Raw genomic sequence first — 21,053 nt, forward strand, 5'->3', positions numbered from 1 at the left:
CAGAGCTGGCGATAACGCGATCTTGACGTCGTACCTCCCGTAGCGCGGTCGAGTAGCGACGTTATGTCGGCAGAAGGATAAGCCTGAAGGCTCGCGCGGTTCATTTTTACGCACTCGATACTGCGTTGGGGTAGAGTTCGGACTCGTGACTGAGCAGGCGAGGGTTTTAGGGATGTTGCGCGGCTCTGGCGTGCTGGACGGCATCGCCTGGGCGCATCGGTCGGCCTACCAGCAGGTGCGTCAGGACTACAACCCCGCAGGTGGCCACAAGCAGTCCTGGATCGGCTACAACGCCTACATCTACCTGCTGGATCGTCTAGATCGGGTCTTTCAATGCGGGGACTTCGCGGCACAGCCGGGGGAGGAGTCAGTGGGGCGCGACGTCCTGGCGGATGGCATCGCCGGCCGTGACTTCCAGTCAATCCCTTTGCTGCCTGCAGGCACCGTAGTCCGACATGACCTCAATGGATCTCCTGGCTGGGCGGTCGATGGTTGGCGGTGGCTGCTGGCCTCGTACAAGTTCGGGCAGGTCAGGAAAATTCGCTGGCCGGAAAAAAGCGACACGAAGCAGACAGTCGCGCGTCAGCCTCACTCCGAAGACGACGGTGGCCTGTTCCCGGTCACGGCGATCCCCGGCTTGCCGCCGTTGGAAGGTCTTCCGGACGACGAACGTGATCTCCGGAAGACCTTGGTTCTCGCGCATTCGATGGACCCGGTGACCGTCGACTTCGAGCTATTCTTCGGTCGCATCCGGTGGAACTCTGACCGTGGCGATGCCTGGGTATGGCGGGAGAATTTGCTAGATCTGCCACCCGGGCCCCAGAGGAGCGGGGCGCGGCCCCAGCTTGTCGACCCGAGTCTCCCGCCGTCCGGAGACGCTGCTGACGCGGACGTGCGAGTCCGAAGGTCGGCGCGCGGCGACGGCGCACCACGTGCTATTGGTGACGCATGACTGAACGGCTGGGCGATATCGCCGCCTTCTTCGACGGCGGTCGCCTGACCCTGGCTCGACAACTGGCGGGCTTGCGGAAGAACGCTCTGGCGGCGTTGATCCAGAAGACGCCTACAGCGGTCGCGGCATACGAGAGCGGAATGAAGCGACCGGCGCCGGCCACGGTGGGCGCCCTGGCGATGGCCTTGGAGGTCGACCCGGGGTTCTTTCTGGCCCGGAAGCAGTCGTTCCCGATCGCTGCCACCGCCCCGCATTTCCGGTCATTGAGATCGACCAGTCAGATCTCGCGGGATCAGGCCTACTCCTACGGATGCCTCGCCGTCGACATCGCGACCACGATCGAGCGGCACGTCGAGTTCCCGAAACGCGATTTTCCCAGCTACCCGGTATCAACCGAAGAAACCGGTGGCCGCGCCCCGGAGGAGGCCGCGTTACTGCTACGGAAGCAATGGGAAATTCCGCCAGGGCCAGTTGGACATCTCGTCAGGCTGGCGGAGAGTCACGGCAGCCTTGTCGTGTTCAGCCCCTTGGACAACGCGACGGTCGACGCTTATTCCTTCGACACGCCCGAGTGGCCGATCATCCTGCTCAATCCCTTGAAGGACGACTACTACCGCCAACGCTTCGACGTCGCACACGAGCTCGGGCACTTGGTGATGCATGTGGATGCCGAACCAGGGGGCCGGATCGTCGAGGATCAAGCGCACCGCTTTGCCGCGGAGTTCCTGACGCCGGCGGATGAGATCGCTGAACAGCTGCCGAGCAGGGCGGACTGGCGACGACTTGGCCAGCTCAAGCAGCATTGGAACGTGAGCCTGCAAGCCCTCTTGTTTCGGGCGCGAACGCTCGGTGTTATGAGCGACGTCACCTATCGCAACGCGATGGTCACGGTGTCCTCCAAAGGATGGCGGCGCCGCGAGCCGGGTCCGATGCCCTTGCTTGAGCGACCGTCTCTGTTGCCTCGTGCCATCGAACTCATTCACACCGAAACCCAGGTGGACGAACTTGCGCTCGCAGCGGAGTGCCAGGCACCGCTCGAGCTGTTCAGGACCATCACATCGCGTTCTCCGACGGTTGGCCGGCACTAGAGCCCGCGGACGGTGCTGTCGGAGACATCTGAGGCTCGTTCTGCACGCTGGTAGCGCCGTAGCCATCTTCGTGCAGCCAAAGATTACTCTAGAACGAAGTCGTGGCAAAGCGTCGGCTGGGAGGTCGTATGAGCAGGCTTGGTCGCCGCTTTTGGTGGCTCGGAGGCATGGCTGCTGTCGGCCTGGCACTCTGGGGAGCGTGGCAGCTTGGTGCCTTGAACTGGCTGTGGGAGGAAAACCATCCATATCGGCCGGTGGTCGAAGCGCTGAGCTGGGTTGCCGGCATCGCGGGACTGATTCTCGGGGCAATCGCTCTGATCGTCTCGCTACGCCAGCTGCAGCGCGAACACAGAACCGAGGGTAGGGCTACAACGCGACCGGCAACCGAGGTGGCCGGAAAGTATACGGTCGAAGTTCGAGATGGTCGTGGGGTCCAGATCGGTGACCACAACACGCAGACCAACCGCTTCGACCGGTAGTTAGCAGTGTTCTCCCGAGATCGACAGGACCGCAGTCCGACCCCGTCGGAGCTGACACGGCGTGTCGACGTCAGCCAAAGCGAAGGCGTGCAGGTTGGCGATCACAACACGCAAAACAACACCTACGTGGTCATTCGCCCCGAGGGTAACGGCGTCGTCGCGTCAGCACGGGACGATGAGGCGATCAGCCATACCGTGGACAGGAACTATCGACGGAACCGGATCACGCGGCCGCCGGTCATGGCAGCGCATCCTGGAGCGTCCCTTCTGGCTGGCCGATTGACTGCAGATGATGGCCTTCCAGTTGTTGTGATGCACGGTCGTGCCGGTTCAGGCAAGAGCACGGTCGCGGCCGAGGCGGTGAAACAGCTGGCCGACGCTGGCTGGACGGCCGCAGTAGTGCGCATGGACGCGATCGACAGTGTCTGCCGAAACGCCGCGGCACTGGGGAAGGCAGCAGACCTGCGGTCATCCCCGGTGGACGTCCTGGCTTCGGCAGTCGGTGGTGGACCGGCCGTACTCGTCGTTGATCAGCTCGATGCGGTGAGTACTTACAGCGGCCGCATCCCCGACAGCTACGACGCTGTCGCCGAGGTGGTCGAACAGGCGAGTAGGTACGGCCGAATGAAGGTCGTCCTCGTCGTGCGCACAGCTGATCTTTTGGATGATCCGCGAATGAGGTTTCTGCTACTCGACGAGGACAAGGTCGAGCAGCTTGAGGTCGGTGACCTTGATGCCACGGCGGTACGTGCTGCTCTCGCTGAGTTTAACGTCGACGCGAGCTCGCTAACGGCGGACACGTTCGACTTACTGCGCGTCCCTCTGCACCTAGCGGTGTTCTTCCGGTTGGAGGCCAAGTCTCGTGAGCTGCCGTATCGGACACTTCCGGACCTGTATCGACGGTTCACGGGCCAGCTCCGTTCGCTGGTTGAAGGCGATCTTGGGGCGGCTGGTTGGCATGGGGCGATCGCCCCTCTCGTGACCTACATGAGCGAACACGAGACCCTGCATGCACCAGCTGCGCTCCTCGATCGGCTTCCGCCACGCGCACGGCCAGCACTAGCTTCGGCGGGGATCGTCCGCGATGACGGCGACACCGTCCAGTTCTTTCATGAGACCTACTTCGACTTCTTGTTCGCACAAGAGTTCGTCGCCCAGGGACAAGGTCTGCACGACTTCGTTGTAAACTCGGGTCAGCAACTGTTCCGGCGCGCCCAGGTGCGACAGGTCCTCGAACACCTCATCGGGGTCAATCGACGGCGGTTCCGGACAGACGCGGTACGGCTCTTGACCAGCGACGCGATTCGTTCGAACCTTCTCGACGTTGTGATCGGGGTTCTCAGTTCCCTGCCGGCCGTGGCAGACGACTGGCTGGCGATCGAACCGTTCGCATTTGGCGGCTCACGTCGTAGTGGGCGACTCCTCGCTCTGCTGATGGAGCCCGCTTGGTTCGATGCTGCCGACTCGGCCGGTCGTTGGGAGCCGCTGCTCGCGGGGGCTGCGACGGCTACACCGACAGCCAACGTGCTGATCAGGGCAGCCAGGGAGCGTGGGAAACGCGTCACTGAACTAGTCGAGCCGTTCATCGGCAGCTCTGACGAGTGGACGCTTCGACTGCGGTCCATGGTCGAGTGGTTTCTGTCGCCAGGCCTGTTCGACCTGACCGTTGAGCTGCTCCGCCGCGGCTTGTTGGACGGAGCTCGAGGGCCGATCGCGGTCAACAGCAACTTCTGGTCGATCATCGTCGGCCTGCATGACGAAGATCCCGCAGGAGCAGCGCGGGTGATCGGTGCCTACCTGAACCGTGCCAGAGAACGAGCCCAAGCCGACAGTGTCGCCGACCCGTTTCCGGATTACATCGACCAGGCCGGAGGTGCCGGTGGCGACAAGACGATCGTCGAGATCGCCACAGCAGCGCCTCAGCAGTACCTGGAGCACGTGCTCCCCTTCGTGCTTACAGTATTGGACGACACTGCCACGGACGCCGATAGCGAGCGAAAGGCCGGAGGTCCTTGGGCGCACAGGTTCTACCGATCTCATCAAGTCACCGCAGCAGTCTTAGACGGCATCGATATCGCCCTACGCGCGACTGCACACGACCTTTGGAACAACTCGAGCTCCACTATCTCCACTTTGAGCAGTAGTGATCACGAGGTCGCGCGGTTTCTCGCGTGCCGTGCCTACGCAGTCATCGCCGAGCAAGCAGCAGACGAGGCGATCGAGTGGCTGCGATCGGATGACCGAAACCTGAGACTGGGCTGGCATGGCAGCAACGTCTGGGCATCACGGCTACTCATCGAGGCGACCACGCCGCACTGCGGCGATGCCCAACTCGAGGCTCTATGCACGAAGCTCCTTGCCCACTATCCCACCTGGGAGAGAAAGCCCGGAAGAAATGGAGCCTGGGGGTACACCCAGTACGTGCTGATGTCAGCGTTGCCCGAGAGCCGTCTGACATCTGCTGTCAGACGCAGACTAGGTGAACTCGAGCGCAAGTTCACTCGCGCCGTTATCCGGCCGCCCGAGGCTCTTGAATCTCACTTCGTTGGCCCGCCGGTGCCCGAAAAGGCAGGCGAGCATATGACTCACGAAGACTGGTTGCGAGCTATCGCCAAGTACAGCTCGAGGGAGGCACTCGCTCGTCGGAACTTTGCGGTAGGAGGCCCGCGAGAACTCGCCGGACTGCTTGGTCGCCGTGCCGCGATCGAACCGCGGCGCTTCACCGAACTTGCCTTGACCTTTGACGAACAGTTGCCGACATCCAACATCATCGAAGTGGTCAACGCAGTCGCCGGCAAGATCACCACCGCGAAACTGACTGAACTGTGCGAACATGCGAGGCATCTCGCAGGAGAAGCGGCAGGGAAAGCAGTGTGCCGAGCCATAGCAAACTCCGCCGAAGAAGCCTCGGACGTCTTGATCGGCCTACTCGAGCACTACGCTCGCGCGGCCGACCCTGCGGTGGAACGCGCGGGCCGACGGCCCGACGACGAGTTCGATCTGGCAACGGAAGGGCTGAACTCGACTCGAGGAGTCGCCGCCGCGGCAATCGGCCGGGTTCTCCTTGCAGACCCGACACATGCACCTCGGCTGCTCCCGGTCGTGGCGGAGCTCGCACAAGATCCAATCCTGTCTGTACGCGCGGAAGCCGCTCGCCCTGCCTTGGCGCTGTTCGAAAGCCACCTGGAGCAGGCGCTCGATATCGCTGACGCGCTGTTCTCCACGAGCGAGATTGAGATTCACCTTTCAAGCCCTGCTAACGAGCTGATGCTGTACGCCATTTGGGAGGCAGGCCCGCGTTTCGCGCGGCACCTCAACCGTGCGCTCGAAGCAGACAGTCCCATCGCGGTAAGCGCGGGGCACATCTGGGCCAACGCCTTCTTGAACGGCCGGCTACCGGAAACATGCCTCTCCGACGTCATCGACCTACCGAACCTGGCGCGGCAGGGAGCCGCGCAAACCATGGCCACGGCACCGCATCTTGCTGCCAACGAACTCGTGAGGCTATTTGACGACGAGGACCCAGACGTCCGCAAGGCCGCCGCCGCAGCGATCCGCGTCCTTCACGAAACCGACTCTGCCTCGATCAGTGAATATCTCGTAACAGCATTCACGGTCAGCCGAGCCTTCCCGGACAACTTCGGAGTCCTCTTCCGCTCGCTCGAGCAAAGCCTGCGATTACTGCCCTCGACCACGATCATCGCTTGCGAAGGTGCCGTCGAACACGCCGGTGCCGAACTCGGAGATCTGAGTAGAGCGACCGCGGCCGTCAGCCGTGACATTGTCACGGTCGTGCTCCGGCTCTATCGGCAAGGCGACGCGGCGATGCGCGACAGATGTCTCGACGTCGTCGACAAGTTGGCCGATGCCGGGGCATACGGGCTGCTGGAGGCGCTCCAGCATGAGCGTTGACGGGCAGGGTACGCAGCCTCCTGGGCGGTGCCTCTGCTGGTCTACCTGTTCGAAGGATGTCACTGGGCATTTCATGTGATCCATTTCGCCACCGTCGGCCAGCGCGCCAGCGTCACACAGTGACCCTGGCGGTTAAAACTAGGGTCTCGTAGGTGGCAGGGAGCCGTTGTACACCAGCGAGGCCGCGCTTGCGCCGTCTCCGATTGGGCTCCGTTGCCGAAGTAGAGCCCGACACGGCCCGATACGGCCTGGCACGTGGATGTAACCCAAGGCCGGCGCTGACATGCATATATGGTCGAAATTCGACACTTTGCGACATTGGCTGACACGGCAGCGGAGGCGACTTGTAAACAGAAGGTCAGGGGTTCGAGCCCCCTTGGCGGCTCAAGATCAACACAGGCGCTGACCTGGTGATATACCGGCACGGGACGTGCACCGGTCGGCACCGCGCCGGCGTTCCTGCCCGCGTCCTCGCCGTCGTGACACTGGCCATCCGGCCGCGCACGATCCCCGCCGGGTTGCGGCCGTTCGTGGTGCTGGCGGTCCCGCCCTGCCACTGGTACTACGCCCCTGGTCTTACCGCGTCGACCGTTTTCGCCTATGCCGTAGCGGTTTCCGCCGAAGTATGGTCCGGGGAGTGCTCGCGTTGATCGTCGCCGGTCTGATCGCCTACGCGTCTGCCGGACTCCCCCGCACGTACGCGCCGTTGACGTCGAACTGCACGTCGAGCGCGCAGTACGTCCGTATCGGAGCGGAACTGGGAACGCTCGCCGGAGGCCGGATCGTCGGCAGAGCCGCCGGAAACGTGACAGGTTCCGGACCTGGTTTGACATGCAGCCACATGGGTGCCTAATTTGTAACGGCAGCCACAAGGCTGCATATCAGGGAGAGCGGCATGGACGAGGTCTTCAAGGCATTGGCGGACCCCAGTCGTCGCCGGTTGCTCGACGACCTGAACGCCCGCAACGGGCAGACCCTGCGCGAGCTGTGCGCCGGGCTGGACATGGCGCGGCAGTCGGTCAGCAAGCATCTGGGCGTCCTGGAGGCGGCCAATCTGGTGACCACGGTGCGTCGGGGCCGCGAGAAGTTGCACTACGTGAACGCGGAGCCGATCAACGCGATCGCCGAGCGCTGGATCGACCGCTACCACCAGGGCCGCGTCGACGCGCTCGCCGACCTCAAGAAGGCATTGGAGCAGGAACCCATGAGCACCGACGAATTCGTGTACACCAGCTACATCAGGACGACGCCGGAGCGGCTTTGGCGGGCGCTCACCGATCCGGTCTTCACCAAGCAGTACTGGGGTTGTGAGTTCACTTCGGACTGGAAGCCCGGGTCGACGATGGCCTGGGAGCAGCTCGGGGTGAAGCTGGAGGACTCCGAACAGGTCGTCCTCGAATCCGACCCGTACCGGCGGCTGTCCTACACGTGGCACACCTTCACGCCGGAGTTCGCCAAGTCGGCGGGCCTGGACGACGACGTGTTGGCGAAGCTCCGGGCCGAATCGCGGTCGAAGGTCACCTTCGCTCTCGAACCCGTCGGTGACACGGTGAAACTGACCGTGGTGCACGACGGTTTCGATCCGGGCAGTGCCGCGCTGGAGATGGTCAAGGGCGGCTGGCCGTCGATCCTGTCGAGCCTCAAGACCCTGCTCGAGACCGGTGAGCCGCTGCCTGACCCCGCGTAACCGGGTCGACGTCGCCGGGGTGATCGGGCACGATGCGCAGCGTGCCCCTGGAGATCGCCTGCGACGAGTCCGGATCCGAGGGCGAGAAGCTGATCTGCGGGCGGACCGACGTGTTCGCGCACGCGGGGGTCCGGCTGAGTCTCGAAGAAGCCGCCGCCTGCCTGGTCGAACTGCGGCGAAGGATCCGTTCACCTGCCGTCGAGTACAAGGCGAACCATCTTCTCCGGACGAAACACCGGCGGGTCCTCGAATGGTTCCTCGGGCCGCTCGGCCCGGTCCACGGGCGAGCGCACGTGTACCTCGTGGACAAGAAGCGGCTGCTGGCGAACGAACTGCGCGCACTCGCCGGGCCGGGGATCCGGCCGGACGACGAGCTTCTCGCCGCGTTCAACGACGTGCTGCGGGCCAGGAACCGGCGGGATCCGGCGGCGGGGTCGTTCTTCGCGATGGTCGGGGACACCGCGGAACTGCGGGCGAAGATCGCCGCGGCACGTGACGCCAAGGCCCTCGATCCGCTGGTGCCCGCGATCTTCCGCGCCGTCGAACACTGGAGCGAGGGCGGGGAGCAGGTCTTCCTCGTCCACGACGAACAACCGTCGCTCAAAGGGGACCGGCTCGCCCGGATCGAAGCGAGTCCGGGATTGGCCGGGGTGAAGTTCGTGGATTCACGGACGGATCCGCGGGTGCAGGCCGCCGATTTCCTGGTCGGTGTCGCCCGCCGGATCGCCGAGGACGAATTGAACGGGAACGGCGACCGGATCTTGACCGGATTGCTCGCGCCGTATGTCGATCAGGCGTCCCTCTGGTCCTGATTCACTCCGTGGCACACCGAATCGCTCGGGTGGACGGTTGCCCCGTGCGGTGGCGGACTGGAAATGTCGGAACGGATCCGACACCGGCCCGGGAGGCACTCGCAGATGCAGGCTTTCACCTTGCCCGAGTTCTACGTGCCGCATCCGGCCAGGATGAATCCGCACCTCGAAGCGGCGCGGACACACAGTATGGCCTGGGCGAGGCGAATGGGGATGCTCGATTCACCGTCGCCATCCGGCGATGTCGTCTGGACCGAACAGGCACTGGCGAAAATGGACTACGCGCTGCTCTGCGCGCACACCCATCCGGACTGTGACGGCCCGTCCCTCGATCTGGTCACGGACTGGTACGTGTGGGTGTTCTTCTTCGACGACGATTTCCTCGCGCAATTCAAGTACACCCGGAACACCGAGGGTGCGAAGGCTTATCTCGACCGGCTGGAGCTGTTCATGACCGGGCCGGGGGAAACGTCACCGGAGCCGGGGAATCCCGCCGAAGCCGGGCTCGAGGATCTTTGGGCACGCACCATTCCCTCGATGTCGGAGGCCTGGCGGCGGCGTTTCGTCACCAGTACGCACAACCTGATGGTCGAATCGCTCTGGGAATTGGACAACATCGACCGCGGCCGGATCGCGAACCCCATCGAATACGTCCAGATGCGTCGTCGTGTCGGCGGCGCGCCGTGGTCGGCGAACCTCATCGAGTACGCCGTCGGCGCCGAAGTGCCGGACGCGATCGCGGCGACCAGGCCGATGGAGGTCCTGCGCGACACGTTCGCCGACGCCGTCCACCTTCGCAACGATCTCTTTTCCTACCAACGAGAAGTGCGCGAAGAGGGGGAGAACTCCAACGCGGTCCTCGTCTTCGAGAAGTTCCTCGATCGTCCGACGCAGGAGACCGCCGAGCTGACCAACGACCTGCTGACCTCGCGGTTGCAGCAGTTCGAGAACACCGCGCTCGTCGAGGTGCCCGCGCTGCTGGCCGAACGGGACGTTTCGCTGGCCGAGCAGATCGCCGTCGGCCTTTACGTCAAAGGACTGCAGGATTGGCAGTCCGGCGGGCATGAATGGCATACGAGGTCGAGCCGGTACATGAACGAGAACGCGAGCGGGCCGAAGGGGCTTTCGCCGAACCGGCTGGGGCTCGTCCAGCGGGTGCGGCAGCAGGCGCCCCCGCCGTTCGCGAAGGCCGGACAGCTGCCCCTGCCGGAATTTCGCATGCCGTATCCCGTGCGCACCAGCCCCCACCTCGCCGCCGCCCGCGAGTACGGGCCGGGCTGGGCGCGCGAGATGGGGATGCTCGACGACGGGGTCTGGGACGAGCGCCGGTATCTCGGCATCGATCTGGCGCACTGCGCCGCGATGATCGACGCGGACGCGGACCTCGAACGGCTGAAGCTGTCGACCGACTGGCTCGCCTGGGGCACCTACGGCGACGACTACTTCCCTCTGGTCTTCGGCGCGAAACGGGACGCGATCGCCGCGAAACTCTGCAGTGACCGGCTTTCCTTGTTCATGCCGCTCGACGGTGAGCCGGCGCCGGAGCCGTCGAACCCGGTCGAGCGAGGCCTCGCGAACCTGTGGGACCGCACCGCCGGACCGCTGACCCCGCACGGGCGGGCGGAGTTCCGGCGGGCGGTCGAGAGCATGACCGCGAGCTGGGTGTGGGAGGTGGGGAACCAGGCGCAGAACCGGGTCCCCGACCCGGTCGACTACGTGGAGATGCGGCGGCGGACGTTCGGCTCCGACCTGACGAAGAGCCTCGCGCTCCTCGAACTCGGCGACGTCCTGCCGCCGGAACTCTTCCTGAACCGCGTGCTGTCCGAACTCGACACCGCGGCGCAGGACTACGCGGCGTTCGCCAACGACCTGTTCTCGTACCAGAAGGAGATCGAGTACGAGGGCGAGGTGCACAACCTCGTGTACGTCGTCGAACGGTTCCTGGAGGTGGACCGGATCGAGGCCCGCGACATCGCCGCCCGGCTGATGAACGCGCGGCTGGAGCAGTTCGAGCAACTCGACAGCGAGGGCCTGCCGCGGATGTGCGACGACCTCGGGCTCGGCGACGACGTCCGCGCGGCGCTGACCGGGTACGCGGACCACCTCAAGGACTGGATGGCCGGAATCCTGGAATGGCACCGGAAATGCGTGCGGTACATGCCGGGGGAACTGGAACGCGCCCGCACTCCCGAGCCGCCGTCGTTCTCGCGTGTGCCGAGCGGGATCGGCATGTCGGCCTGGCGGATCGGGAGCGGGGCGCGGTAGGTGTTGGTCCGCTGGTGGTGGGGGTGTTGCGAAAGCCACTTTCGCAACGTTGGGTGTTGTGAAAGTGGCTTTCGCAACGTCGAGCAGGGCGGGAAAAACCCCTTCACCCGGCTCCTAGAACGCGGTGAGAACGATCCGCGCGGTCCGCGGGTCCCCGTCGTGCACCAGTGACTCGAAGTGCCCGACGTCGTCGAAGGCGAACCCGTACGCCTTCCCGTCGACCATCTGCTCGTGCACGATCCGCGAGTAGTGGTCGGTCACGGACTGTTTGTAGAACTGGCCCGCGTCGTACGTCGGCTGGGTGTGCAGGGTGCCGAGGGTCGAGCGGTGCAGCGCCGCGCACAGCGTTCGCGCGATCGGGCCGACGACCTGGTCGTTCGGCGCGTGCAGCCGTCCGTCGCAGTTGAAGACGTCACGGGTGCTCGGCTTGCTGAACGACGCCACCGTCGCGCCCGAAGTGTCGGTGAAGCGCAGGACGTCGTCCCCGCCGGCCCGGCCGGTGAACTTCTTGCCGGGTTCGGCCTCGAACGGGACCACGGTCAGCGGTGTCGACTTGTAGGTGTTCCAGGCGCTCGTGACGTAGCCGTCGAGGTAGGTCCCGCTGAACTTGCCGGTGTCGAGACCCTTGCCCGGTGCGAGGACCCGCAGCCGGTCGCGCACCAGGTTCGAGAAACCGGACTGTCCCTGGACGGCGTTGAAGATGGCTTCGCGGCCACCCGCCTTGAGCCGTCCGGCCTCCTTGTTCGTCCCCGCCCCGTTGGTGAGCCCGACGGCGTGCGGCACGCTGAACATGTCGACCTGCGAGCTGTTGATGAACAGCCCGCCGTTGTCGTAGGTGAATTCGCTCCAGTCGAACAGGATGTCCCGGTTCGGGTCGCCGTCGGCCCACGGCGCCGGCTGCACCAGCCCGTCCGGCGTCAGGAAGAACTTGATCTTCTGCCCGAACGACATGTAGACGCGGCCCGAGAGCATCCGCGGGATCCGCAGCGTGGTCGAGCCGCCGTTGCCGGGGCCCGCGATCGAGACGTCCGGCGCGGGGCTCGGCGGGTTCGCGCCCGGCGGCCACGGGGTGAAGGTGCCGCCGGCGTTGACGTAACCGAGTTTCCCGGTGTTGAGGTTCGTGCCGAGCACGTAGAGGTGGACCGCGTCGGAGCGGTTCGAGTTGTTGGTGACGGTCAGTGGCAGCGGATCGGGGCCGGCGGCGACCGCGGTGGGTGCCGAAAGCGCCGATACTCCGGTGACCAGGGGGAGGGTGACCGCCAACACGGTCAAAACGCGCCGGATCTTCTTGCGGATGCGCACAGTTCACTCCTCGGCGGAATCCCGCCGCGGAGCGTGGACGCGCCGCGGCGGTGCTTGCGGATGTCGGCCGGGGGCGCGTTCCCGGCCTTGGCGTGACCTTGGCGAGGGGTCTCAGCACGGGAAGTTACGTCGCCGGCCGCCGAGATGTCCAGACCATTGGTGGGAATCTGTCCGGTTTTCCACCGGGCCGGACAATTTGTCGCGGGCCTTTCGTCGATTGAGGTGGCCGGAATCCTCGACTACCGTTGGCCGGGTTCCGTCCTGGACCCCGGCGGCCGGGTTTTCTCATCCGTGGGGAGCGGGACATGAGCGACGAGTTTCCGATGCGAAGAACCGGCGGCGGTGAGACGTGGATTTCCCCCGCCTGCTGGGACGGCCTCGCCAAGGCCGCGGTGGACGGCGAGCCGAACGCCATGGACGACCTCATGGCCGCCCTCGTGCCGTGGGCACGGCAGTACGCCGAAACCCGCCTCGGTGGCCATGAGCTGACCTATCTCGAACCGGCCGACGTGGCGCAGGAGATCTGCCTCGCGGTCTTCGTCGCGGTCCCCGGATACGGCCGCCGCGGCGGCTCCTTCCTGTTCCTCCTGCGTGCCATCGCGGCGAACAAGGTCGCCGACGTCTTCCGGAAGGCCGCGCGGAACAAGCAGGTGCTGACCGGCGAACTCCCCGAACGTCCGGCGGGGGCCGCCGAGGAACCCGAGCAACGTGCCCTGCGGACCGACCTCGGCCTCCGGCTCGGCAGGCTGATGCGGACGCTGCCGATCTCCCACCGGGAGGTGCTGGGAATGCGCGTGATCGGCGAGCTGACGTCGAACGAGACCGCGGCGGCGCTCGGGACGACGTCGTCACGGGTGCGGGTGACCAAACACCGCGCGATCAGCAGGCTGCGTGCCTGCGCTCAGCGCCAGGACGCCTTGAGCTGAATGCGGATCAACAGCCGGACAAACGGATTTCCCCGTTTGGCGCGGGTTTCGAGAATGCGAACACACATGGCCCCTCCAGAGCTCGCCGACGAGTGCCGTTGCCGGGGGCCGGGACGAACGGTCTCGGATTCCACCCTAGGCGTGGACCGGTGAACCGGAACCGGCCGAACGGACCATTGGGACCGAGTGATTCGTCACCGAAAGAGGGAGAATGGTCCCGGTGCGCGGCAAATCGTGCGCAGTTCGCCCTTGACCCCGGCGGGCCCGTCCGTCAATCGGGCAACGCCGGGAGGCACACCCTGGGGATTCGACGGCAGGATCGCGCCGCTTCGATCTGAGCGAAGATGTGTTTTCTTGCTTCGGAAAACGATTCGTCGGTCTCGATCGAACACGCTTGCGTCATTTACGGAGAAGTGCTCGCCTAGGCCTCGATCTGTTGACATGCGGACGCGCGCGCGTGGGCGGAACCCGGCCGAAGTTCTCGCGTTCTCGCCGAAATCCTTCGTTTTTCGGTGGGCGACGCGTTCGGCGTATCGCGCGCCTACGCGCGGAGCAACAATCGCAAGATCCACTCCGTGGCGGCCGGGTTCATCGGCCGCACAGGGAAATCCCCGCTGAACGATACCGATTCGGCGCTTGTCCGCCCTTCGGCGATACCTAGACTGGCTGGGTGTTTTCCCTGGAGCAGCTGGTGAGTTTCGTCGCGGTGGCCGAGGAACTGCACTACGGCCGGGCGGCGGAGCGGCTCTCGATGACCCAGCCACCGTTGAGCAGGCGGATCCAGTTGCTGGAACGCGAACTGGGGGTCGAGCTTTTCGACCGGACGCACCGCGCCGTCCGGCTGACCCCGGCCGGACGGGTTTTTCTCGCCGAGGCAAGGAAGATCCTTCGTTCGGCCCAAGAGGCGACGCTGTACGCCCGGCGGGCGAAGAAGGGCGAGGCCGGGGTCGTCACGCTCGGTTTCACCGCCACGGCGGCGTACTCGTACCTCGAGCGGGTCATCGCGGTGGCGAACGCCGAGGTGCCCGGCGTCGATCTCGTGCTGCGGGAAATGGTGACGGCGGCGCAGGTGGAGGAGTTGCTGTCGGGTGGGATCGATCTCGGCATGATCCGGCCGCCGGTCACGGGAGCCGACATCGTGACCCTGTCGCTGTGGCGGGAGCCGCTGCTGGCGGCGTTGCCGTCGACGCACCCTTTGGCGCGGCGCAAGAAGAATCCCGATGTCCGCGACTTCGACGGGGAGCCGTTCATCATGTACTCGCCGTCGGAGGGCCGCTACTTCCACGACCTGGTCGTGGCGGTCTTCCGCGCCGCCCGCGTGCTGCCGGAGTACACGCAATACCCCTGTCAGGTGCATACGGTGCTCGCGCTGGTGAAGGCGGAACTCGGGGTCGCGCTGGTTCCGGCCGCGGCCGCCGCGTCGCGCTTCGAGGGAGTGGTGCTCCGTCCGGTGGACGGTGTCGAGAACCGTCCGGTCGAACTCGAACTGATGTGGCGGCGGGGCAACGACAATCCGGCGCTCGGCGCGTTGCTCGCCGCCGTCGGCAACCAGGTGCGGCGCGGCCGTCAGTCCACTGTGGACTGAGTGGGCCAGGCGTCGCCCCATTCGGCGTCACGGGCGGCTCGGTAGGCCGTGCCGTGCCGTTTGGTGACGATCGTTTCGGTGAGCCCGGCTCCGGCGCAGAGGGAGAGGCCGACCATGCCCTTGCGTTTGGCCGGATGCCGCAGGATACGGGCTTCGGCGCGTTCCGGTGCCGTGCGCGACGCGACGACGTAGGAGAACTTCTCGTCCTCGAAGCCGAGCGTCGCGGACTTGAGCTGGCGGTGCAGGCCGGTGCGCGGGAGGCGTGCGGAGAAATGGCACCAGTCCTTGCCGCGCGGGATCGGGCACTCGCCCTCGTGCGGACAGGGCGCGACCAGGGAGAGCCCGAGTTCGACGAGCTGATCCCGCGCTTCGACGATCCGTTCGTAGCCGGCGGGGGTGCCGGGTTCGATCAGGACGAGCATCCCGGCCTTCGCCGACAGCCAGCGGACAGTGTCGGTCCGGCGGCCTTCGGGCAGCTCACCGAGCACATAGGAGAGGGTCACCAGATCGGCCTCCGGCGCGGGCGCGTCCGGGTCGATCAGCCCGCGTCGCCAGGTCGATCCCCGGACGGCCTTTTCCCGGGCGCTCCCCGCGAGCCGCCGCCCCAGCGCGATCGCGCCCGGGACCTGTTCGACGACGGTGCTCTCCTCCAGCGACGGCCACACGTCGGCCGCCGCCCAGATCGCGGCACCGGTCCCGCCGCCGACGTCGATCTGCGTCCGGGGAGCGAACCCGGGAGCGCGGAGGGCCGCTTCGGCGAGAACGGCGTGTACGGCCGCGTACGTGGCAGGCATCCGGTAGCCCGCGTACGCCGCGATGTCGACCTCGGAAGAGAGGATGGGCGCGCTCGCGGGGTTGTTCTCACGGTAGCGCGTGCTGAGCCGCTCGACGGACTGCGTCAGCCTGTTCTGCGGGTACTTGCCCAGCTCTTCGTCGAGGGCGGAGCGGAGGGTCTCGGGGAGTGCGGCCACGAGGGGTCATTCTCTCATGGGCGCTTGACCTGCGGTTTTCCGGCTGCTCGAATGACCGCGGAAAAAGTTCGGGGACCGTGTCGAAACCCGGGGTGCCCGATCGACGCGTAGATGTGGCAGGGACGAGCCCCGCCGGGAACGGAGACCTCAGATGCGGTTCATGGTGATTGTCAAGAGCGACGAGAAGTCCGACGTGGCCGGTGCGCAGCCGAGCGCCGAGGACCTGCAGGAGATGGGGAAGTTCAACGAGGAACTGGTGAAGGCCGGCGTCATGCTCGCGGGTGAAGGCCTGCTGCCCAGCGCCGAGGGATTCCGCATCCAGTACTCCGGCACCACCGAGGCCAGGGTCGTCGACGGGCCCTTCGCCGAGAGCAAGGAACTCATCGCGGGTTTCTGGATCCTGCAGGTGAAGGACAGGGCCGAAGTCGTCGAATGGATGAAGCGCGCGCCGTTCCGCGAGGGCGAGATCGAGATCCGCCGGATCGCGGAGCTGGAGGATTTCGACAACGCGACCCCGGAGATCGTCCAGCACGAGCGGAAGCTGCGGGAGCAGGCCGAGGGTAACTAGGCCGCGGCCAGGGTTGCGGTCGTCGCGCCGACGATGTTGATTGGTCGGCGTGACGGCAACAGCAGACCCCCGTTCGGCGATCGACGCGGTGTGGCGGATCGAATCGGCCCGCCTCATCGCCGGCCTCGCGCGGATGACGCGCGACGTCGGACTAGCGGAGGAACTGGCGCAGGACGCGCTGGTCGCCGCGCTCGAACAATGGCCCGAGTCGGGCGTCCCGAGGAATCCGGGCGCCTGGCTCATGACCACGGCGAAACGCCGCGCCGTCGACACCTTCCGGCGCAACGAGCGGTACGAGAAGAAGCTCGGCGAGATCGGCCGCGAGCAGGAGTTCGAGGAGGATCCCGACTTCACCGCGGGACTCGACGACCATATCGAGGACGATCTGCTGCGGCTGGTGTTCACCGCCTGTCACCCGGTGCTGTCCACCGAGGCCAGGGTGGCGCTGACGCTGAAGATGATCGGCGGGCTCCAGACGCACGAGATCGCGCGGGCGTTCCTCGCCAAGGAGACCGCCATCGCGCAGCGGATCGTCCGGGCGAAGAAGACGCTCGGCGACGCCAAGGTGCCGTTCGAGGTGCCCGAGGGCGAGGACCGGGTCGCGCGCCTGTCGTCGGTGCTCGAGGTCATCTACCTGATCTTCAACGAGGGTTATTCGGCGACGGCCGGCGAAGACTGGATGCGCCCGGCGCTGTGCGAAGAGGCGCTGCGGCTCGGCCGGATCCTGGCCGGGCTGATGCCGAAGGAACCCGAGGTGCACGGGCTCGTCGCGCTGATGGAAATCCAGGCGTCGCGGTCCGCCGCGCGTGTCGGGCCGAACGGCGAACCCGTGCTGCTGATGGACCAGGACCGGACGAAATGGAACCGGCTCCTGATCGGCCGCGGTCTCGCCGCGCTGGAGCTCGCCGAGTCGCTCGCGGACGGCGCTTTCGGCGTCTACGCGGCGCAGGCCGCCATCGCCGCCTGTCACGCGCGGGCGGGAACGGGCGACGAGACCGACTGGGCGCGTATCGCCGTCCTGTACGAAGGGCTCGGGAAGCTGAACCCGTCGCCGGTGATCGAACTGAACCGGGCCGTGGCGCTGTCGATGGCCGTCGGGCCGGAGGCGGGGCTCGAAGTCGTCGACAAGCTGACGGCGGAGCCCGCGCTGAAGTCGTATCACCTGCTGCCGAGTGTGCGCGGCGACTTCCTGTCGAAGCTCGGGCGCCTCGACGAGGCTCGCGCCGAGTTCGAGCGCGCGGCCGAGATGACCGGGAACGACCGCGAGCGCACCCTGCTGCTGAACCGGGCCGCGGAGTGCACCCCTCGCGTTTAGTCCTCTGGATGCGGTAGTGCGTAGTGCGAACCCACCGCATCCAGAGGACTAAACGCGTCAGGCGGGGGTGGGGCGCAGGGCGCTCAGCGCGCGGTGCTGACCCAGCCGGACGGCCTGGACGGAGCAGCCGAGCGCCAGCGCGGTGTCGTCGGCGGAAAGCCCGACCAGCGACCGCAGCACCATGATCTCGCGCTGCTGGCCCGGCAGCCCCGAAAGCGGGTTCGGCAGCTCGGCGGCGGTCCGGTGGAAGTCGTCCACGAGGCCGTGCGTGACGTCGTAGGCGAACCTGAGCAGCGCGGGAGTGCCGGCCGCCCCGGCGAAGATCTCGCGGCAGCTGTCCTTCGCGATCGCGTCGGCGATGTCGTAGGTACCCGAACGGCGGCCGATCCGCGCCCGGCAGTAGCGCACGACCAGGACGCGGATGGCATCGACGAGTTTCGAAGCCGTCTCCATCCGCCCGTCGGCCTCCTCCGGCCGTCGTGAACCGTGTCCTCGCATCGGCTCCCTCTCCCACCTTTCAGATGAGCACGGCGAAGGGGGAGGGAGGTACGGTCTTTTTGCCGACACGGACGGTTCAGGCCTCGATGAAGACGATCCGCTCGGGCTCGGTCGTCAGGCTCACGGTCTGCCGCTTCACGCTCACCAAGGTCTCGAATTCCGTCGCGTGCCCGTCCGGGACGGTGAACAAGCGGTCGTTGCGGGAATCGAGGAAGTCGGAGAAGCCGCTCAGCGAGACGCCGCCGCTTTCGTCGAGCGCGAGATAGTCGACGAGCCTGCGGAACAGTTTCGGCAGGATCACCAGTTCGTCGGCCAGCTGCCGCCGCGACGAGAGCTTGAACCCGGAGTTCGTGACGTCCTGAGGCCACAGCCCGAGCCCGTCCTGACGCGCTTTGATCGCCGCTTCGGCCAAGGCGTCACGCAGATCGGGGTAAAGCAGTGAATAGAATGTCGGATAGACGAGCCCGTCCGCGACCTGCCGGTAGTTCGCGGAGTTCTTCAGCGTTTTGACGTCGAGATGGACCTTGGAAAGGTCCGCCGACCGTCCGGGTCGTTGTCCGGGAAAGGCGAAGGCCACCGCCCGTCCGTATTTGTCGGCGAATCGCGTCAGTATGTGACCCGGTACCTTGATCGGTCTCGACGAAGTGACCGTTCCCCGTTCATCGCGTTCGACCGTCTTGAAGCCGAGGGCCTTCAGCAGGTTCGCCCCGGCGGCGTCCGCGAATTCCGCGGGCTGATGCCACATCCCGCCGGTTCCCCTGGCCTGGTAATGCGTTTCGAGCGCGTCGATCGCGTCCAGTCGCAGCTGCATCCCGCCCCGCGAATTGAGCCGGACCTTCAGGCCCGCCTTCTTGGTCGCCTGGGGATCGTCGGGATAAAACCGTACCGAATCGCCGTCCGGTGAGGCTCCGACGAGCTGGAACGTACCTTTGATCAGCGTCATGGGCATGAGGACAACGGTAGTTCCCATTCCGGGGAAAGAACCTGACGTTCATCCATCCAGCCCAATGACCGGTAAAGATCGGATGACCATTGTGGACATTCCCGGTGCCGCGGAATTCATTCGCGCGAAAGGATCGCGCAGGCGATGCTGGCCGGATGGACCGCGTCTGGCGTGACCCGATCTCCGACGACGAGATGTGCGATCTCGTCCGTTCACACGGTGGCGAACCCGAGCCGGGCTGGTGGGACCGTATCCGGCGGCACAGCCTCGGCTGGGTCGCCGCCCGAGAGGAAGACGGTGTCCTGGTGGGCTTCGTCAATGTCGCCTGGGACGGCGGGGACCACGCCTTCCTGCTCGACACCAAGACGCGGGGGACGCACCAGCGCCGCGGGATCGCCACGGCTGTCGTGGCGTCGGCCGTGACCCACGCGCGAGCGGCGGGCTGCGAGTGACTGCACGTCGACTTCGTTCCCGGGCTGAAACCCTTCTACTTCGGCGCCTGCGGTTTCCGGCCCACCGAGGCGGGCCTCGTCCACCTCACGGGCTCGGGATCATGAAGTCCAGCACGGTTGCCTGCAGCAACGCGATACAGCCGACCACGGCGGTCAGCAGGACCGACCACAGGAAGGTCTGCCGCAGCAGCGCGCCCTCCTGTCCGGACCGTCCGAATCGCGGTGGCGCCGATGGACAGGTTCTGCGGCGAGATCATCTTGCCCAGCACGCCGCCGGAGGTGTTCGTGGCACCGGCGAGGATCGGGTCGACGTGCGGTTGCTGAGTGAGGAAGACGCCCAGCCGGCCGATGTAGGCGGAGAACAACGGAACAACACGCCGGTGGCCGCCAGCAGCAGCCGCGGTTTCGCACCCATCAGGAATCCCGACCCAGCCCACCTCAGCCCCGTTGCGCGCGGACGTAACCCAGCCGGAGCGACAGCGCGGCCGCGGTACCCGCCACCGTCGCGCCCAGTTCGTCGGTGCGGCGGAGCACCCGGCCGGCGGGGCCCGCGATGCTGATCGCGGCGATCGGCCGTCCGGTGTGGTCGCGGACGGCGGCGGCCACGCAGCCCACGTCCGGCTCGTTCTCGACGTCGTCCACCGCCCAGCCGCGTCGGCTGGTCCTGGCCAGGTCGTCGAGGAGCCGGGCCGGATCGTTGATCGTCTTGAGCGTGAGACTGTCGAGTTTCATCCGGCGGATACGTTCGACGCGGTCCTGTTCGGGCAGTGCCGCCAGCCACGCCTTGCCCAGCGACGTCGCGTGCTGCGGACGGCGGGTGCCGAGACGGCAGGCGAGGGTGACGGCGTTGGCGCTGCGTTCGGTGGCGACGTAGACCATCGTGTCGTTGTCCGGGACGGCGAGATACGTCGTCTCGCCGCTGCGTTCGGCGAGCGACGCGAGATAGCGCGGCGCACAGCGGTGGAGGTCGGTCGCCGCCATCGCGCGGGCGCCGAGTTCGACCAGCCGGGTGCCGAGCCGCACGCGGCCGGTGGCGCGATCGGCTTCGAGGTATTCGAGGTTCTTGAGGGTGCCGACGATGCGGTACGCGGCGCTCCGGGAAAGACCCAGAGCTCGTGCGATCGCGTTGGTGGAAATCTCCTGGTTCTGGCCGACATGCTCGAGAACCGCGAGCCCGCGCTCGAGTGTGCCACTGGAATCCAGGCCGCGTGGTGTGCCCACTTCGCCCTCCGTTGGACCGGGGTACCGATGGACGGCACCTGTTTCCGCTAAGCGGATTCGGACGTTAACAGTTCACC

At 66.2% G+C, this 21,053-nt stretch carries 19 protein-coding genes; 13 read left to right on the plus strand and 6 right to left on the minus strand.

Annotated features, from left to right (window positions below):
* Positions 1 to 145: 145 nt before the first annotated feature.
* From ACLJQ7_RS10885 to ACLJQ7_RS10920, 8 genes are all read left to right on the plus strand, one after another.
* A complete protein-coding gene (locus ACLJQ7_RS10885; protein WP_410648049.1) occupies positions 146 to 952 on the plus strand; it encodes a hypothetical protein in 807 nt (268 codons plus the stop codon).
* Positions 949 to 2,040, plus strand: a complete 1,092-nt coding sequence (locus tag ACLJQ7_RS10890) for a helix-turn-helix domain-containing protein (RefSeq protein WP_410648050.1) — start codon at positions 949 to 951, stop codon at positions 2,038 to 2,040. The genes ACLJQ7_RS10885 and ACLJQ7_RS10890 overlap by 4 nt, the downstream gene beginning before the upstream one ends.
* 128 nt (positions 2,041 to 2,168) lie before the next feature.
* The gene (locus tag ACLJQ7_RS10895) at positions 2,169 to 2,519 is read left to right on the plus strand and encodes a hypothetical protein (protein WP_410648051.1); all 351 of its coding nucleotides are present in this window, start codon (positions 2,169 to 2,171) and stop codon (positions 2,517 to 2,519) included.
* A 6-nt stretch (positions 2,520 to 2,525) separates the two neighbouring features.
* Positions 2,526 to 6,431, plus strand: coding sequence for a hypothetical protein (locus ACLJQ7_RS10900; RefSeq protein WP_410648052.1), 3,906 nt, complete (start codon positions 2,526 to 2,528; stop codon positions 6,429 to 6,431).
* A gap of 479 nt (positions 6,432 to 6,910) precedes the next feature.
* Positions 6,911 to 7,081, plus strand: coding sequence for a hypothetical protein (locus tag ACLJQ7_RS10905; protein WP_410648053.1), 171 nt, complete (start codon positions 6,911 to 6,913; stop codon positions 7,079 to 7,081).
* A gap of 245 nt (positions 7,082 to 7,326) precedes the next feature.
* A complete protein-coding gene (locus ACLJQ7_RS10910; RefSeq protein WP_410648054.1) occupies positions 7,327 to 8,118 on the plus strand; it encodes an ArsR/SmtB family transcription factor in 792 nt (263 codons plus the stop codon).
* 32 nt (positions 8,119 to 8,150) lie between these two features.
* Entirely contained in the window at positions 8,151 to 8,930 is a 780-nt protein-coding gene (locus ACLJQ7_RS10915) for a DUF3800 domain-containing protein (protein ID WP_410648055.1), read from the plus strand.
* A 105-nt stretch (positions 8,931 to 9,035) separates the two neighbouring features.
* On the plus strand, positions 9,036 to 11,195 hold the full coding sequence (locus ACLJQ7_RS10920) for a terpene synthase family protein (protein WP_410648056.1): 2,160 nt from the start codon (positions 9,036 to 9,038) through the stop codon (positions 11,193 to 11,195).
* Positions 11,196 to 11,309: 114 nt separating this feature from the next.
* On the opposite strand, the gene ACLJQ7_RS10925 is transcribed toward ACLJQ7_RS10920, so the two are convergent.
* Complete coding sequence (locus tag ACLJQ7_RS10925) at positions 11,310 to 12,497, minus strand: beta-1,3-glucanase family protein (protein ID WP_410648058.1); 1,188 nt, start codon at positions 12,495 to 12,497, stop codon at positions 11,310 to 11,312.
* A 305-nt stretch (positions 12,498 to 12,802) separates the two neighbouring features.
* On the opposite strand from ACLJQ7_RS10925, the gene ACLJQ7_RS10930 reads away from it, so the two are divergent.
* Positions 12,803 to 13,423: a sigma-70 family RNA polymerase sigma factor gene (locus ACLJQ7_RS10930; RefSeq protein ID WP_410648059.1), complete on the plus strand. Its 621-nt coding sequence runs from the start codon at positions 12,803 to 12,805 to the stop codon at positions 13,421 to 13,423.
* 670 nt (positions 13,424 to 14,093) lie between these two features.
* Entirely contained in the window at positions 14,094 to 15,008 is a 915-nt protein-coding gene (locus ACLJQ7_RS10935; RefSeq protein ID WP_410648060.1) for a LysR family transcriptional regulator, read from the plus strand.
* On the opposite strand, the gene ACLJQ7_RS10940 is transcribed toward ACLJQ7_RS10935, so the two are convergent.
* Positions 14,990 to 15,979, minus strand: coding sequence for a small ribosomal subunit Rsm22 family protein (locus tag ACLJQ7_RS10940; RefSeq protein WP_410648061.1), 990 nt, complete (start codon positions 15,977 to 15,979; stop codon positions 14,990 to 14,992). The two genes, ACLJQ7_RS10935 and ACLJQ7_RS10940, sit on opposite strands and share 19 nt — an antisense overlap.
* Before the next feature lie 151 nt (positions 15,980 to 16,130).
* Between ACLJQ7_RS10940 and ACLJQ7_RS10945 the strand changes: the two genes are divergently transcribed.
* Positions 16,131 to 16,547 (plus strand): YciI family protein, encoded by a 417-nt coding sequence (locus ACLJQ7_RS10945; protein WP_410648062.1) that lies wholly within the window; start codon positions 16,131 to 16,133, stop codon positions 16,545 to 16,547.
* 40 nt (positions 16,548 to 16,587) lie between these two features.
* Positions 16,588 to 17,862 carry an RNA polymerase sigma factor gene (locus tag ACLJQ7_RS10950; RefSeq protein WP_410648063.1) on the plus strand — a complete coding sequence of 425 codons (1,275 nt, stop codon included), beginning with the start codon at positions 16,588 to 16,590 and terminating at the stop codon, positions 17,860 to 17,862.
* Positions 17,863 to 17,919: 57 nt separating this feature from the next.
* On the opposite strand, the gene ACLJQ7_RS10955 is transcribed toward ACLJQ7_RS10950, so the two are convergent.
* Both ACLJQ7_RS10955 and ACLJQ7_RS10960 read right to left on the minus strand, forming a co-directional pair.
* On the minus strand, positions 17,920 to 18,360 hold the full coding sequence (locus tag ACLJQ7_RS10955; protein ID WP_410648064.1) for a sigma factor-like helix-turn-helix DNA-binding protein: 441 nt from the start codon (positions 18,358 to 18,360) through the stop codon (positions 17,920 to 17,922).
* 76 nt (positions 18,361 to 18,436) lie between these two features.
* On the minus strand, positions 18,437 to 19,309 hold the full coding sequence (locus tag ACLJQ7_RS10960) for a nuclease (protein ID WP_410648065.1): 873 nt from the start codon (positions 19,307 to 19,309) through the stop codon (positions 18,437 to 18,439).
* A 149-nt stretch (positions 19,310 to 19,458) separates the two neighbouring features.
* On the opposite strand from ACLJQ7_RS10960, the gene ACLJQ7_RS10965 reads away from it, so the two are divergent.
* Positions 19,459 to 19,755, plus strand: coding sequence for a GNAT family N-acetyltransferase (locus ACLJQ7_RS10965; RefSeq protein ID WP_410648066.1), 297 nt, complete (start codon positions 19,459 to 19,461; stop codon positions 19,753 to 19,755).
* A 35-nt stretch (positions 19,756 to 19,790) separates the two neighbouring features.
* Here ACLJQ7_RS10965 and ACLJQ7_RS10970 read toward each other — a convergent pair whose 3' ends face one another.
* Both ACLJQ7_RS10970 and ACLJQ7_RS10975 read right to left on the minus strand, forming a co-directional pair.
* Positions 19,791 to 20,192 (minus strand): L-lactate permease, encoded by a 402-nt coding sequence (locus ACLJQ7_RS10970; protein WP_410648067.1) that lies wholly within the window; start codon positions 20,190 to 20,192, stop codon positions 19,791 to 19,793.
* Position 20,193: 1 nt separating this feature from the next.
* Positions 20,194 to 20,976, minus strand: a complete 783-nt coding sequence (locus ACLJQ7_RS10975) for an IclR family transcriptional regulator (RefSeq protein WP_410648068.1) — start codon at positions 20,974 to 20,976, stop codon at positions 20,194 to 20,196.
* Positions 20,977 to 21,053 lie beyond the last annotated feature (77 nt).

Origin of the sequence: Amycolatopsis sp. cmx-4-54, assembly GCF_046548895.1 — a bacterium.
GTDB lineage: Bacteria > Actinomycetota > Actinomycetes > Mycobacteriales > Pseudonocardiaceae > Amycolatopsis.

Coding starts and splice junctions, on each gene's coding strand:
- ACLJQ7_RS10955 (WP_410648064.1), bottom strand. CDS start 18,360: ATGCGAGGACACGGTTCACGACGGCCGGAGGAGGCCGACGGGCGGATG.
- ACLJQ7_RS10930 (WP_410648059.1), top strand. CDS start 12,803: ATGAGCGACGAGTTTCCGATGCGAAGAACCGGCGGCGGTGAGACGTGG.
- ACLJQ7_RS10910 (WP_410648054.1), top strand. CDS start 7,327: ATGGACGAGGTCTTCAAGGCATTGGCGGACCCCAGTCGTCGCCGGTTG.
- ACLJQ7_RS10920 (WP_410648056.1), top strand. CDS start 9,036: ATGCAGGCTTTCACCTTGCCCGAGTTCTACGTGCCGCATCCGGCCAGG.
- ACLJQ7_RS10945 (WP_410648062.1), top strand. CDS start 16,131: ATGCGGTTCATGGTGATTGTCAAGAGCGACGAGAAGTCCGACGTGGCC.
- ACLJQ7_RS10960 (WP_410648065.1), bottom strand. CDS start 19,309: ATGCCCATGACGCTGATCAAAGGTACGTTCCAGCTCGTCGGAGCCTCA.
- ACLJQ7_RS10915 (WP_410648055.1), top strand. CDS start 8,151: ATGCGCAGCGTGCCCCTGGAGATCGCCTGCGACGAGTCCGGATCCGAG.
- ACLJQ7_RS10895 (WP_410648051.1), top strand. CDS start 2,169: ATGAGCAGGCTTGGTCGCCGCTTTTGGTGGCTCGGAGGCATGGCTGCT.
- ACLJQ7_RS10965 (WP_410648066.1), top strand. CDS start 19,459: ATGGACCGCGTCTGGCGTGACCCGATCTCCGACGACGAGATGTGCGAT.
- ACLJQ7_RS10890 (WP_410648050.1), top strand. CDS start 949: ATGACTGAACGGCTGGGCGATATCGCCGCCTTCTTCGACGGCGGTCGC.